This is a genomic window from Cellulomonas sp. Root485 (genome assembly GCF_001426705.1).
Lineage (GTDB): Bacteria > Actinomycetota > Actinomycetes > Actinomycetales > Cellulomonadaceae > Cellulomonas.
On record NZ_LMFC01000002.1, the window covers coordinates 285960 to 298754 of the forward strand.

Consider the following 12795-nt stretch of genomic DNA (forward strand, 5'->3'; position numbering starts at 1 on the left):
CGCGGAGCGACCTCCGCATCCGATGCCCCCGATGTGTTGTCGGCATCAGCACGGTTCGAGTTCAGTCGCGCACCGCAACTCGTTCCCGGGGCGTGGCCTATGCCTGTGGCCGGGAAGGGTCCGGCCGGGCGACGATGTCGTCGGCGTTGTCCACGATCCACTCCATGAGCGGCAGCAGCCGCGTGACCAGCTCGGACCCGAGCGGGGTGAGCGAGTAGTCGACGCGCGGCGGCACGCTGCCGGTGACCTCGCGGTGCACGATCCCGTCTGCCTCGAGGGTGCGCAGGGTCTGCGCGAGCATCTTCTCGCTGATGCCCTCGACGATCCGGCGGAGCTCGCCCCACCGCATGGTGCGGTCGGAGAGTGCGACCAGCAGGAGCACTCCCCACTTGCTGGTGACGTGGTCGAGCACGGTGCGCGACGGGCACGCGGCGGCCAGGACTCCGTCGGTGAGGAGCCGGTCCAGGACGCTGACCTCATTGCTTACCGTCACGTGCGTACCTTACGACAAAGTGGGTACCGACGGCCGGGAAGGCGCTGCGCGGAGCGGGGGTTGGGCTGGAGGACAAGCGAAACGCCTTTCGAGAGGAACCACTCATGTCCGTCGTCGTCACCGGTGCCACCGGCCACCTCGGCCGTCTCGTCGTCGAGCACCTCCTTGCGGGTGGGCTGTCCGCCGACCAGGTGGTCGCCGCCGCCCGCCGCCCGGCGGGGTTCCCCGAGGGGGTCCGCACCGCCGCGATCGACTACGACGACCCGGCCTCGCTCGAGGCGGCGTTCGCGGGCGCAGAGTCGGTGCTGCTCATCTCGGGCACCGACGTGGGTCAGCGCGTCGCGCAGCACGGCCGGGTCATCGACGCCGCCAAGGCCGCCGGTGTCCGCCGCGTCGTCTACACCAGCGCCCCGCACGCCGACACGACCGCGCTCGTCCTCGCTCCGGACCACAAGGCCACCGAGGAGCTGCTGAGGTCGTCCGGGCTGGCGTGGACCATCCTGCGGAACAACTGGTACACGGAGAACTACGTCGGCGCCGTCGAGCAGGCGCGCGCCACCGGTGTCCTGCTGACGAGCACCGGCGACGGCCGCGTCGCCAGCGCCTCCCGCGACGACTTCGCCGCCGGCGCCGCCGCAGTGCTGGTGGGCGGCGACCACGAGGGGCGCGTCTACGAGCTCACGGGCGACGTCGCGTGGTCGGCCGACGAGCTCGCCGAGGCGGCGACGGCCGTCCTGGGCGTGCCCGTCGTCGCTCAGCAGGTCTCCTCCGACGAGCACCGCGCGATCCTCGTGGGCGCCGGTCTCGACGAGGGCACCGCGGGCTTCGTCGCGACGCTCGACGCCGACATCCGCCGCGGCGACCTGGCGGACGCCACCTCAGACCTGCGCACGCTCATCGGCCGCCCGACCACCCCGCTCGTCGACGGGCTCCGCGCGGCGCTCGGCCAGTAGCCGTACCGCGACTGCAGGTGGCGGTGACCGGCCGCACCGCTGGGGCGTCCTCGCGAGGGCGTCGGTGACGTAGATGGCCCTCGAAGCGTGGTGTCGAAGCGCATCCAGGGCGAGAAAGAACGCGCTTTCCGACGGGAGGCCCGCGTACCTTCACATCTCCGCCGAGCAGGGAGAATGACCGCATGACCGCAACCGTCCAGGCCAAGAACGTGGGGGCCGGGTTCGGCGATCGCGAGCTGTTCTCCGGTGTCGACCTCGTGGTCGCGCCCGGCGACGTCATCGGCCTCGTCGGCCCCAACGGCGCCGGGAAGTCCACGCTGCTGCAGATCCTCGGCGGCCGGCGCCAGGCCGACAGCGGCAGCATTGCGGTGTCCCCCGCGCACGCGCACCTGGGATACCTGGCGCAGGAGATCGAGCGTGTCGACGGCGAGTCCGTGCGTGACCACCTCGGCCGGCGGACCGGTGTGACGGACGCGCAGGCCGCGCTCGACCAGGCGGCCGACGCGTTCGGCGCGGGGGAGGAGGGGGCCGACGACGCCTACTCCGAGGCGCTCGAACGCTGGCTCGCGCTCGGCGGCGCCGACCTGGAGGCGCGCCTCGGCTCGGTGGCCGACGACCTCGGGCTCACCGTCGACCTCGACCACCCGATGACCGCGCTGTCCGGGGGCCAGGCCGCCCGGGTCGGCCTGGCCGCGCTGCTGCTCTCGCGCTACGACCTCTATCTCCTCGACGAGCCGACCAACGACCTGGACGCCGCCGGCCTGGACCTGCTCGAGGACTTCGTCGACCGCTCCGAGGCCGCGATCGTCGTCGTCAGCCACGACCGCGAGTTCCTCAGCCGCACCGTCACGGCCGTCGTCGAGATCGACCGCAGCCTGCAGCGCGTCACCACCTACGGCGGCAGCTACGACTCCTACCTCGACGAGCGCTCGATCGCCCGTCGCCAGGCGCGCGAGGCCTACGAGGGGTACGCCGCCCGCCGCGACGCCCTCAACGCCCGCGCGCGCATGCAGCGGGCGTGGATGGAGAAGGGCGTGCGGAACGCGCGCCGCAAGGCACCCGACAACGACAAGCACATCAAGAACTTCCGCGGGCAGACGTCGGAGAAGCAGGCCGCGAAGGCCCGGCAGACGGAGAAGATGATCGAGCGCCTCGACGTGGTCGACGAGCCGCGCAAGGAGTGGCAGCTGCAGATGACCATCGCGACCGCCGGTCGGTCGGGTGCGGTCGTCGCGGTCGCCCGGCACGCGGTCCTGACCCGTGGCGGGTTCACGCTCGGCCCGGTCGACCTCCAGCTCGACTGGCGCGACCGGGTCGCGGTCACCGGTCCCAACGGAGCGGGCAAGTCGACGTTGCTCGGCCTGCTCCTGGGCCGGTTGCAGCCGACATCCGGCGCGGTCGACCTCGGCTCGGGCGTGCTCGTCGGCGAGGTCGACCAGGCGCGTCGGGCGTTCGAGGGCGACGAGCCCCTGGTCGACGCGTTCTCCCACGAGGTGCCCGACTGGCCCACGGCCGACGTCCGCACGCTGCTCGCCAAGTTCGGTCTCGGCGGACACCACATCCACCGGCCGGCGTCCTCGCAGTCGCCCGGCGAGCGGACCCGAGCCGCCCTCGCGCTCCTGCAGGCTCGTGGCGTGAACCTGCTCGTCCTCGACGAGCCGACCAACCACCTGGACCTGCCGGCGATCGAGCAGCTGGAGTCGGCGCTCGACAGCTTCGACGGGACGATCCTGCTGGTCACGCACGACCGCAGGATGCTGGAGACCGTCCGCCTGACCCGCCGCTGGCACGTCGAGGACGGCCAGGTCACCGAGGTCACGGCGGACTGACCGCGACGGGAGGACCTCGTGCCGCTGGACACCCGAGGACGCCGTCACATCGATCGCTACACCGGGATCAGGGAGACGAGCTCCCGGTCCGGAGCGAGCAATGCCGCGCGGATGCCCGAGTCGAACGTCGCGAGGACCGCGCCGGCCGTCGCGGCGAGGTTGACCAGGTGGAAGTCGGTGACCTGCCGGTGACCGACCAGTGCGTCGCATCGGATCATCGGTTCGGCGAGGCTCGTGCCGTCGGGGATCCAGGTGTGACCTGGCAGTCCTCGCATCGCTCCCAGGGCCTCGCGCGCGGCCGCGGGACTGATCTGCCGGCCCGTCACCAGCGGGTTCGACTGGAGGCGGAGGAACGCCGTCTCGGTCATCGGAGTGGTCGCCCACCGGGTGGCGTGCGCGAACCACCGGTGTGCGGCGTGATGGTGGACGTGCCCGGCGTTCGCGAGAGCGATCAGGGCGTTCGCGTCGAGCAGGTAGAGGGGATCAGTCGTCATCGCGGTGACGTGCCACGAGCTCGTCCGTGATGTGGTGGCCAGCTGTGGCGTCGAAGACGGGGAAGCCGCTGCGGCCTGTGGTGATCGGGGGATCCTGCAGTCCCCGGCGCGCGAGCTCGGACACTGCGGCACCCAGCGACGTGCCGTTCTGCGTAGCGAGTGCGCGGGCCGCAGCAAGGACTGCGTCGTCGATCTCGAGCGTCGTCCGCATGCGTGTCATCGTAGCATCACCGCATCACCGCATCATCGGTCATACCCCGACCGTATGTCTGGTCGCCCAGCTCGCGTGGCCGTCATCCACAGGCCCAGGGTTACGCTCGCTCGGTTCGTGGCACTCGACGGCGAGGACGGTTTCCCGATGGCGCAGGCACCCATCCGGTTCGGTGTGGTCGGCAGCGGGTGGCGGGCGGAGTTCTTCGTCCGCATGACCCGGCTGATGCCGGAGCGGTTCCAGTGCGTCGGCGTGGTCACGCGGTCGGCGGAGCGCGGGGCAGAGGTCGAGCGGGCGTGGGGTGTGCCGACGGTCCGCACGATCGAGGAGCTCGTGACCGCGGTCGGCCCGACCACGGACCGCCCCGAGTTCGTCGTCGTGTCGGTGCCGTGGCCTGTGACGCCGGACGCGACGCGCGAGCTGGTCGGGCTCGGCATCCCCGTGCTCGCGGAGACACCGCCCGCGCCCGACGCGGACGGGCTGCGCGAACTGTGGGGCGACGTGGGCTCGTCGGGTCTGGTCCAGGTGGCCGAGCACAGCCCGTCGATGCCGTCGCACGCGGCCCGGATCGCCGTGGTCGACGACGGCCTGATCGGGAGCGTGACGAGCGTACAGATCAGCTCCACGCATCTGTACCACGCGGTCGGTCTGATCCGCCGGCTGCTCGGCGCGGGCCGCGGCGAGGTCACCGTGCGGGCGACGATCGTCACCGCGCCGCTGATGAGCCCGCTCGCGCGGGACGGCTGGACCGGCGCGACCGAGCCCGTCGACGCGTGGAACATCCTCGCGACGCTCGACTTCGGCGACGGCCGCAGCGCCCTGTACGACTTCACCGACAACCAGTGGCACAACCCTCTGCGCACCAACCGGATCGTGATCCGCGGCTCGCACGGGGAGATCGTCGACGACACCGTGACGCGCTGGGTGGACGACCGCACCGTGGTCAGCTCGCCGATCGTCCGGCGCGTGACCGGCCTGGAGCAGAACCTCGACGGGTTCGACCTGGAGCACCTCAGCCTCGACGCCCGCGTGCTCTACCGGAACGCGTTCCAGGGTGCCCGGCTGGCCGACGACGACATCGCGGTCGCCGCGCTGCTCGACGCGACCGGCGCCTGGGTGCGCGGCGACGGCCCGCCGCCGTACCCGCTGGCCGACGGCTGCCAGGACCACCTGCTGGGGTTGGCGATCGAGGAGGCCGGCCGCACGGGCGAGCCCGTCCGCACGGCCCGGGAGGCCTGGGCGGACGCGTAGCGGATGCGCCGTCGCGGGCGTGGTGCGACCGTCGGTCGGTGACACGTTTCGGCTACACGCTGATGACCGAGCAGTCCGGACCGAAGGACCTGGTCCGCTACTCCATCGCCGCTGAGCGCCTCGGGTTCGACTTCGAGGTGTCCAGCGACCACTACTTCCCCTGGCTCGACGCGCAGGGTCATGCACCGCACGCCTGGACGCTGCTGGGCGCCGTCGCCCAGGCGACCGAGCGGGTGGAGCTCATGACCTACGTGACCTGCCCGACCCTCCGGTACCACCCAGCCGTCGTCGCGCAGAAGGCCGCGACGCTCGGGGTGCTCTCCGACGGTCGGTTCCAGCTCAACGTCGGCGCAGGGGAGAACCTCAACGAGCACGTGGTCGGTGAGCGCTGGCCCGCGGTGGGCGAGCGCCACGACATGCTCGAGGAGGCGATCGAGATCATCCGCGCGCTCCTCACCGGCGACCGCGTGAACTTCGCCGGCGACTTCTTCCAGGTGGACTCCGCGAAGATCTGGGACCTTCCCGACGAGCCGATCCAGATCGGGGCGGCGGTCTCCGGGCCGGACTCGATCCAGCGGTTCTCCCAGCTCGTCGACCACCTGGTGGCCGTCGAACCGGACGCCGACGCGATCCGCGCCTGGGACGACGCGCGCGGCCACGCCCTGCCGGAGTCGCGCAAGATCGGGCAGGTGCCGATCAGCTGGGACCCCGACCGGGACAAGGCCGTCGAACGGGCGCACGAGCAGTTCCGGTGGTTCGCCGGCGGCTGGAAGGTGAACGCCGACCTGCCGACCACGGAGGCGTTCGACGCCGCCAGCCAGTTCGTCCGGCCGTCCGACGTCGCCGAGCAGATCCCGTGCGGCCCGGACCTGGACGCCGTCGTCGAGGCGGTCTCCGCGTACTGGGAGGCCGGGTTCACCGACATCGCGATCGTGCAGGTCGGCGACGAGCGCCAGGACGAGTTCCTGTCGACGGCGGCCGGACCCCTGCTCGAGAAGCTCCGCGCCGCAGCACCCACCGACTGAGGACCGGGCCGGAGGGCAGCGGAGGGTAGGGGTCGCGGAGCGGCACCTGCCCGCAGCGGAGCGCAGGCCCGGGCCGACCATGAGAACTGAGAGGAATCCGCACATGGCTGTCACCGCATTCGGCGACCTCCCCCTGGCCGACCGCGACCGGGCCTGGGACGGCGACGCCGCCGAGAAGCGCGTCCGCGCCTGGGCGAAGGCCGAAGACGAGCCCAACGAGAAGTACCGGGACGCGCACGTCTGGTACGACGCCGACGCCAAGGAGAACTTCACCGCGTACAAGCTGCTGATCGCGGACGTCATCGACGGACGTCTCCGGGCCGTGCCCCGCGGGGTGTTCGCGGCCGCGGCCGTCATGCAGGGCTCCCGCGGCGGCGTCGACGTCCCCGACAAGGACCGCGACCGCATCAAGAGCCACCTGGCGAAGTACTACAAGAAGCTCGACGAGACCCCGCCCTGGGATCAGTAGGTCACTGCCGCACGACGCCCGTCTCCACCGCCACGAGCGCCGCCTGCAGTCGCGACGTGCAGCCGAGCTTCGCCAGCACGCGCGTGACGTGCGTCTTCGTCGTCGCCTCGGTGATGTCGAGCGCACGCGCGATCTCCGCGTTCGACATCCCGGCACCGAGGCACGCGAGCACGTCGCGCTCGCGGGCGGTCAGGTCGTCGACGCCCGGCGCCGGGGTGGGGGTGGGGGCCGGTGCCTGCGCGGCGACGAGGTCGGCGAGCAGTCGACGGGTCACCTCCGGGGCGAGCACGCCGTCCCCGGCGGCGACGCGGCGGACGGCGTCGACCAGCTCCGCGGCTCCGACGGTCTTGAGCAGGAAGCCGACGGCGCCGGCGGCGAGCACCCCGCGGACGTACTCGTCGAGGTCGAAGGTGGTCAGGGCGAGGACGTCCGCGAGTCCTTCGGCGACGATCGTGCGGGTCGCCTCGATGCCGTCCGTGCCGGGCATCCGGATGTCCATGAGCACCACGTCGGGCCGCAGCGCCCGGGCGTTCGCGACGGCGGCGGCTCCGTCGGCGGCCTCCCCGACGACGGTGATCCCGTCGGCGCCGTCGAGCATGAGCCGCAGCCCGGCGCGGATCGCGCCGTGGTCGTCGGCGACGAGGACCCGCACGTCGTCGGTCATGAGACGACCCGCGGCAGGGACGCGCGCACGACCCACCGGCCCTCGGACGGGCCCGCCACGAGCGTGCCGCCGAGCGCCTCCGCGCGCTCCCGCATGGTGAGGAGCCCGATGGCGGTGCTCGGCGGCGGCGCTGCCGCCCGGCCCAGGGGGTTCGTCACGACGACCTCGACGCCGTCGCGTCCACCGACGGTGACCTCCACGGCCGCCCCGGGGGCGTGCCGGGCGGCGTTCGTCAGCGACTCCTGCACGATCCGGAAGGCGGCCTGGTCGGTCGCCGCCGGCAGGGGCGAGGGTGCGGCACCGACCACGACGACCTCCTGTCCGGTCGACCGTGCGGCGGCGACGAGCGCGTCGAGCCGGGCGAGACCCGCGGGCGCGGTGACCGGGTCGGGCCGACCGCGCAGGACCAGGATCATCGACCGCATCTCCGCCAGGGCCTCGAGCGCTCCGGCGCGGACGGTCCGCAGGGTGTCCCGGTCACGCGAGGTGTCCGCCGACGCCAGGGTGGCCTCGGTGTGGATGGCCACGGCCGACAGGTGCCCGGCGACGACGTCGTGCAGGTCCCGGGCCATGCGCGCCCGCTCCTCGCGCACAGCGGACTCGCGGTCGAGCTCGGCGATCCGCATGGCGTCCGCCGCGACCGCCTGGGCCAGATCGGCGCGCTCCCGCTCCAGCTCGGCGAGCTCGGTGCGCTGCCGCACGTCGGACGCCCACCACAGCGGAGTCCCGTAGATCGCGACGGCCTGCAGGAACGTCACGATGGCGGCCCGCGGCTCGCTCCCGGTGGCCAGCATGAGGACCGGTCCGGCCACGGCCACCACGGCGACCGTCCAGACGATCCGGCGCCGCGCGACGGGGGACGTGATGAGCGCGGCGGTGTACAGCGCGTCGAACAGCACGACGAAGATGACGATGCCGCCGCCGAGGTACCCGTCGAGCGCCGCGAGCGCCGCGACCACGACGAGCGTCGCGACGGGGTGCCGCCGCTTGGCCAGGAGTGCGGTCGCCGCGCACCCGAGGATCAGCAGGTGCCACCAGACCGCGTACTCGCCGACCACGGTGCCGGCGAGCGCGCGCGGAGGTCGACCGGCCAGGCCGATCATCGCGAGCGCGACGCCGAGCACGACGAGAGTGCCGGCGACCGCGCGGTCGTCCTCCGTCCACGCGCGCAGGCGGCGTCCCATCCGGCCATCCCAGCACACCGGTGCGGCCGGACCGTCGTCCGAAGGATGTACACGGGCATGATGCCGATGCCCGACGCGCTGCCACCGCGACCGCGGTCAGGGTGGACGCATGATCGACGCCCTCCGGGAGAACCCCGTCGCCGCCCTCGTCGTTGCGTGCGAGATCGCGTTCTGGGTGTTCCTCGCCGCCGCCGTCGTGGCCCGCTACGCGCTGCACTGGCACCGGACGTCCACGGTCCTGCTCCTGTGCGAGCCGCTGCTGGAGGTGGTCCTGCTCGTCGCGACGGTCGGGGACCTGCTGCGCGGCGCCGAGCCCACCTGGACCCACGGCCTCGCGGCGCTGTACCTGGGCTTCACGGTCGGGTTCGGCAAGCTGACCGTGCACAAGGTCGACGCGTGGGTGGCGTTCCGGTTCGCCGGGGGGCCTGCTCCGGAGCCGCGACCGCGCGAGGGTGCGCCCGCGCGCAGCTACGAGTGGCGGCTGTGGGGGCGGGTGGTCGTCGCGTGGCTGGTGTCGTGCGGAGTGCTCGGCATCCTCATGCTGGTCGCGACCGCGCCCGACCAGCGCGAGGTGCTCGCCTCCTGGGCGGGCCGCGCGACGCTGGTGCTCGTCGGGTGGCTGGTGCTCGGCCCGCTCTGGTCGGAGGTGTCGACGCGGGCCAGGCAGCCGAGCGTCAGCGCTCGGTCGTGAAGCGGTCGAGCTCGCTGACGTCGTCGTGGCGGAGCTCGAACCAGACGGCCTTCGCCGCCTCGCCCTCCTCCTCGGAGGTGCCCCAGCTGCTGGCCAGCCGGTCCACGAACATCACGCCGCGGCCACCGAGGGCGGTCGGCGGGGGGTCGCGCACCACGGGGACGTCGCGGACGCCGTCGGTGACCTCGACGCGGGTCCGCTCCTCGTCGACGTGCACGCGCAGGACGACGGGCGGGTCGGCGTGGGCCACCGCGTTGGTGACCAGCTCGCTGACCAGGAGGACCAGCAGGTCGAGGCGCCCGTCGTCGATGCCGCTCTCCGAGAGCCGCTCCCGGGCCCAGTGCCGGGCGGGCGCGATCGCGGAGAGCGAGGGCGTCACGGCCGTCTCGGCATACATCGGCAGCCTTCCGGAGAGTGGGACGGGAACGACGACGGACTTCCGTCGACCCCAGCCACGGTCATGCACATCTGATGATTCGGCAACCTGAACACCGCTCTGAAGTCAGTTTTGCCCCTGGCCGGCTGGGATCATGAGGCGTGCAGACCACACCGACCGCACGTCCGACCCCGTCGAGGAGCCAGGTCCGCCGGTGGCGGCAGTACCTCGCCGACGAGCGCGCGGAGGGTGCCGTCTACCGCGACATCGCGTCCCGGCGCACCGGCGAGGAGCGCGAGATCCTGCTGGCGCTCGCCGACGCGGAGCGCCGGCACGAGCAGCACTGGCTGGACCTGCTGGGCGACGACGTCGGCAAGCCGCGCCTGGGTGACCTGCGCACGCGCATCCTCGGGGTGCTGGCCCGCCGGTTCGGGTCGGTGTTCGTCCTCGCGCTCGCACAGCGGGCGGAGGCGCGGTCCGGGTACGACGACGACGCGGACGCGACACCGACGATGGCCGCCGACGAGGCGATCCACGAGGAGGTCGTCCGCGGCCTGGCCACGCGGGGCCGGAACCGGATCTCGGGCACGTTCCGCGCGGCGGTGTTCGGGGCGAACGACGGCCTGGTCAGCAACCTGGCGCTGGTGCTCGGCATCGGGGCGTCGGGTGCGGCGACGTCGGTCGTGCTGCTCACCGGCCTGGCCGGTCTGCTGGCCGGGGCGCTGTCGATGGGTGCGGGGGAGTACGTCTCGGTGCGGTCCCAGCGGGAGCTGCTCGAGGCGTCCCGGCCGGGGCTGGCCGCCCGGGCGGCTCTGCCGCACCTGGATGTCGACGCCAACGAGCTGGCGCTGGTCTACCGGGCCCGCGGGATGGAGCCGGACGAGGCGCAGGCGCGGGCCGACGAGGTCCTCGGGTCGCTGGGCGACCCGGACGCGCTGGCGCAGGAGCCCGTCGACGTCGACGAGCACGAGTCCGTCGGCACGGCCGTGGGCGCCGCGGCGGCGAGCTTCTGCTTCTTCGCGTCGGGGGCGGCCATCCCGGTGCTGCCGTACCTGCTGGGTGCCGAGGGCCTCACCGCTGTGGTGTGGGCGTCGGTGCTGGTGGGGCTCGCGCTGCTGGCCACGGGCGCGACCGTCGGGGTGCTGTCGGGGGCGTCGCCCGCGAAGCGCGCGCTGCGGCAGCTGGCGATCGGCTACGGCGCCGCGGGTGCGACGTACCTGCTCGGGCTGGCCTTCGGTGCGACCGTGTGATGTTCGTCATCTGAACAAGGGTTGGCAACCCTTACTTAGTTAAGGCTAACCTCAGCCGGTGACCTCCTCCGAGCGAGACGCCCTGTGCGGTGACGGCCTCACGCTGGCGTACCACGGCACTGTCGTCGTGACGTCGGCAGACCTGCGCCTCCAGCCCGGCCAGGTCACCGCGCTCATCGGCCCCAACGGCTCCGGCAAGTCGACGCTGCTGCGTGCGCTCGCGCGGCTGCACAGCCCCGAGTCCGGCACGGTCAGCCTCCCCGGCGTCCCCGACGCGCACGCCCTGTCCGCGAAGGACTTCGCCCGGCGCGTGACCCTGCTGTCGCAGTCGCGACCGACGCCGTCGGGGGTCAGCGTCCGGGACGTCGTCGGCTACGGCCGCCACCCGTACCGCGGCCGCTGGCGCCAGAACGACGCCGACGGCCCGCGCGCCATCGCCTGGGCGATGGAGGTCACCGGTGTCGGGTCGATGGCCGAGCGGGGTGTCGACGAGCTCTCCGGCGGCGAGCTGCAGCGCGTCTGGCTGGCCACCTGCCTCGCGCAGGACACCCGCGTCCTGCTGCTCGACGAGCCCACCACGTACCTCGACCTGCGCTACCAGGTCGAGATCCTCGACCTGGTGCGTGACCTGGCCGACGACCACGGCGTGGCCGTCGGCGTCGTCCTGCACGACCTCGACCAGGCCGCCGCCGTCGCCGACCACGTGGTGCTGCTGCGCCGCGGCGAGGTCGTCGGCTCCGGCCGCCCGCACGAGGTGCTCACCGCCGACGCCCTGACCGAGACCTACGGCATCCGCATCGACGTGGAGCGCGACGAGACCACCGGCCGGGTCCACACCCGGCCCGTCGGCAAGCACACGCACCGCCAGCACCTGACCACCGTCTAGAAGCCCCTGCTCACCAACCTCTGAGGACACCCCTGTGCGCAAGACAGCCCTTCCCGCCCTGCTCGCCGGTGCAGCGTTCCTGCTTACCGCCTGCGGCACCACCGAGGACGCCGCCGACGCTCCGTCCGCGTCCCAGGCAGCCTCCGGCGAGACCATCACGATCGAGGACGACCGCGGCACCGTCGAGCTCGACGGCCCGGCCGTCAACGTCGTCTCGCTCGAGTGGGGACTGACGGAGAACCTGCTCACGCTCGGGGTCACGCCGGTCGGCGCCGCCGACGTCGCGGGCTACAACACGTGGGACACGGTCGTGCCGCTCGACGAGTCGACGCCCGACGTCGGGATGCGCGGCGAGCCGTCGCTGGACGCCATCTCCGCCCTCGAGCCCGACCTGGTGGTCACGACGACCGACCTGCCGGCCGAGGTCATCGAGCAGATCGAGGCGGAGTACCCCGTCATCGCCCTGCGCGGCTCGGACGCATCCGACCCGATCGCCAAGATGCGCACCACCCTCGAGATCCTCGGCGAGGCGACCGGCACGTCCGACGCCGCGGAGGCCGCGCTCGCGGACTTCGACGCCAAGGTCGCGGACGCCAAGACCGCGCTCGACGAGGCCGGTCTGACCGGTGCCACCTACACGATGGCCGACGGCTGGATCTCCGACGGCGCCGTCTCCATCCGCATGTACACGCCCGGCTCGTTCCTCGGCGGCGTCGCCGGCGAGCTCGGTCTCCAGAACGCCTGGACCGGTGAGGGCGACCCCGACTACGGCCTCGCGCAGACCGACGTCGAGGGCCTGACGGGTCTCGGCGGGGACGTGCACTTCCTCTACGTCGGCAACGACACCGACGGCGGCGACGCGTTCAAGGACGGCCTGACCGGCAACGCGATCTGGGAGCAGCTGCCCTTCGTCGTCGCGGGCCAGACCACGCGGCTGCCCGACGGCATCTGGATGTTCGGCGGACCGGAGTCCGCTGCCGCGTTCATCGACGCGACCGTCGCGGCCCTGACGGCCTGAC

Annotated in this window: 15 protein-coding genes; 9 read left to right on the forward strand and 6 right to left on the reverse strand. The window is 72.9% G+C overall.

Annotated features, from left to right (window positions below; genetic code table 11):
- Positions 1-97: 97 nt before the first annotated feature.
- The gene (locus ASD16_RS10020; protein ID WP_055916385.1) at positions 98-493 is read right to left on the reverse strand and encodes a helix-turn-helix domain-containing protein; all 396 of its coding nucleotides are present in this window, start codon (positions 491-493) and stop codon (positions 98-100) included.
- A 104-nt stretch (positions 494-597) separates the two neighbouring features.
- On the opposite strand from ASD16_RS10020, the gene ASD16_RS10025 reads away from it, so the two are divergent.
- Positions 598-1446, forward strand: a complete 849-nt coding sequence (locus tag ASD16_RS10025) for an SDR family oxidoreductase (RefSeq protein ID WP_055916387.1) — start codon at positions 598-600, stop codon at positions 1444-1446.
- Between the two features lie 182 nt (positions 1447-1628).
- Positions 1629-3275 carry an ABC-F family ATP-binding cassette domain-containing protein gene (locus ASD16_RS10030; protein ID WP_055916389.1) on the forward strand — a complete coding sequence of 549 codons (1647 nt, stop codon included), beginning with the start codon at positions 1629-1631 and terminating at the stop codon, positions 3273-3275.
- A 56-nt stretch (positions 3276-3331) separates the two neighbouring features.
- On the opposite strand, the gene ASD16_RS10035 is transcribed toward ASD16_RS10030, so the two are convergent.
- A complete protein-coding gene (locus ASD16_RS10035; protein WP_055916391.1) occupies positions 3332-3769 on the reverse strand; it encodes a TA system VapC family ribonuclease toxin in 438 nt (145 codons plus the stop codon).
- Complete coding sequence (locus tag ASD16_RS10040; protein WP_055916392.1) at positions 3759-3980, reverse strand: hypothetical protein; 222 nt, start codon at positions 3978-3980, stop codon at positions 3759-3761. Before ASD16_RS10040 ends, ASD16_RS10035 begins: the two co-directional genes overlap by 11 nt.
- Positions 3981-4127: 147 nt before the next feature.
- On the opposite strand from ASD16_RS10040, the gene ASD16_RS10045 reads away from it, so the two are divergent.
- From ASD16_RS10045 to ASD16_RS10055, 3 genes are all read left to right on the forward strand, one after another.
- Complete coding sequence (locus ASD16_RS10045; RefSeq protein ID WP_055916395.1) at positions 4128-5231, forward strand: Gfo/Idh/MocA family protein; 1104 nt, start codon at positions 4128-4130, stop codon at positions 5229-5231.
- 38 nt (positions 5232-5269) lie between these two features.
- Positions 5270-6256 carry a TIGR03557 family F420-dependent LLM class oxidoreductase gene (locus tag ASD16_RS10050; protein ID WP_055916397.1) on the forward strand — a complete coding sequence of 329 codons (987 nt, stop codon included), beginning with the start codon at positions 5270-5272 and terminating at the stop codon, positions 6254-6256.
- A 103-nt stretch (positions 6257-6359) separates the two neighbouring features.
- Positions 6360-6725 carry a hypothetical protein gene (locus tag ASD16_RS10055; RefSeq protein WP_055916399.1) on the forward strand — a complete coding sequence of 122 codons (366 nt, stop codon included), beginning with the start codon at positions 6360-6362 and terminating at the stop codon, positions 6723-6725.
- A gap of 1 nt (position 6726) precedes the next feature.
- Here the strand turns inward: ASD16_RS10055 and ASD16_RS10060 are convergent, their stop codons facing one another.
- The gene (locus ASD16_RS10060; protein WP_055916401.1) at positions 6727-7389 is read right to left on the reverse strand and encodes a response regulator transcription factor; all 663 of its coding nucleotides are present in this window, start codon (positions 7387-7389) and stop codon (positions 6727-6729) included.
- Complete coding sequence (locus ASD16_RS10065) at positions 7386-8573, reverse strand: sensor histidine kinase (RefSeq protein ID WP_055916403.1); 1188 nt, start codon at positions 8571-8573, stop codon at positions 7386-7388. Before ASD16_RS10065 ends, ASD16_RS10060 begins: the two co-directional genes overlap by 4 nt.
- 109 nt (positions 8574-8682) lie before the next feature.
- Here ASD16_RS10065 and ASD16_RS10070 point away from each other — a divergent pair, with 109 nt between their 5' ends.
- Positions 8683-9264: a hypothetical protein gene (locus tag ASD16_RS10070; RefSeq protein WP_055916405.1), complete on the forward strand. Its 582-nt coding sequence runs from the start codon at positions 8683-8685 to the stop codon at positions 9262-9264.
- Here the strand turns inward: ASD16_RS10070 and ASD16_RS10075 are convergent.
- The gene (locus ASD16_RS10075; protein ID WP_055916408.1) at positions 9248-9661 is read right to left on the reverse strand and encodes an ATP-binding protein; all 414 of its coding nucleotides are present in this window, start codon (positions 9659-9661) and stop codon (positions 9248-9250) included. The genes ASD16_RS10070 and ASD16_RS10075 overlap by 17 nt on opposite strands.
- Before the next feature lie 140 nt (positions 9662-9801).
- Here ASD16_RS10075 and ASD16_RS10080 point away from each other — a divergent pair, with 140 nt between their 5' ends.
- Genes ASD16_RS10080 through ASD16_RS10090 form a run of 3 tightly spaced genes read left to right on the forward strand, consistent with a single transcriptional unit; the run spans position 9802 to position 12794 of the window.
- Positions 9802-10890 carry a VIT1/CCC1 family protein gene (locus tag ASD16_RS10080; protein ID WP_055916410.1) on the forward strand — a complete coding sequence of 363 codons (1089 nt, stop codon included), beginning with the start codon at positions 9802-9804 and terminating at the stop codon, positions 10888-10890.
- Positions 10891-10948: 58 nt separating this feature from the next.
- The gene (locus ASD16_RS10085; protein ID WP_055916412.1) at positions 10949-11776 is read left to right on the forward strand and encodes an ABC transporter ATP-binding protein; all 828 of its coding nucleotides are present in this window, start codon (positions 10949-10951) and stop codon (positions 11774-11776) included.
- A gap of 34 nt (positions 11777-11810) precedes the next feature.
- The gene (locus ASD16_RS10090; protein ID WP_055916414.1) at positions 11811-12794 is read left to right on the forward strand and encodes an ABC transporter substrate-binding protein; all 984 of its coding nucleotides are present in this window, start codon (positions 11811-11813) and stop codon (positions 12792-12794) included.
- The last annotated feature ends 1 nt before the right edge of the window (position 12795 follow it).

Excerpts from the sequence above, each read along its gene's own strand:
- ASD16_RS10025 (WP_055916387.1), top strand. The coding sequence starts at position 598 with ATGTCCGTCGTCGTCACCGGTGCCACCGGCCACCTCGGCCGTCTCGTC.
- ASD16_RS10030 (WP_055916389.1), top strand. The coding sequence starts at position 1,629 with ATGACCGCAACCGTCCAGGCCAAGAACGTGGGGGCCGGGTTCGGCGAT.
- ASD16_RS10035 (WP_055916391.1), bottom strand. The coding sequence starts at position 3,769 with ATGACGACTGATCCCCTCTACCTGCTCGACGCGAACGCCCTGATCGCT.
- ASD16_RS10040 (WP_055916392.1), bottom strand. The coding sequence starts at position 3,980 with ATGCGGACGACGCTCGAGATCGACGACGCAGTCCTTGCTGCGGCCCGC.
- ASD16_RS10045 (WP_055916395.1), top strand. The coding sequence starts at position 4,128 with ATGGCGCAGGCACCCATCCGGTTCGGTGTGGTCGGCAGCGGGTGGCGG.
- ASD16_RS10055 (WP_055916399.1), top strand. The coding sequence starts at position 6,360 with ATGGCTGTCACCGCATTCGGCGACCTCCCCCTGGCCGACCGCGACCGG.
- ASD16_RS10060 (WP_055916401.1), bottom strand. The coding sequence starts at position 7,389 with ATGACCGACGACGTGCGGGTCCTCGTCGCCGACGACCACGGCGCGATC.
- ASD16_RS10065 (WP_055916403.1), bottom strand. The coding sequence starts at position 8,573 with ATGGGACGCCGCCTGCGCGCGTGGACGGAGGACGACCGCGCGGTCGCC.
- ASD16_RS10070 (WP_055916405.1), top strand. The coding sequence starts at position 8,683 with ATGATCGACGCCCTCCGGGAGAACCCCGTCGCCGCCCTCGTCGTTGCG.
- ASD16_RS10075 (WP_055916408.1), bottom strand. The coding sequence starts at position 9,661 with ATGTATGCCGAGACGGCCGTGACGCCCTCGCTCTCCGCGATCGCGCCC.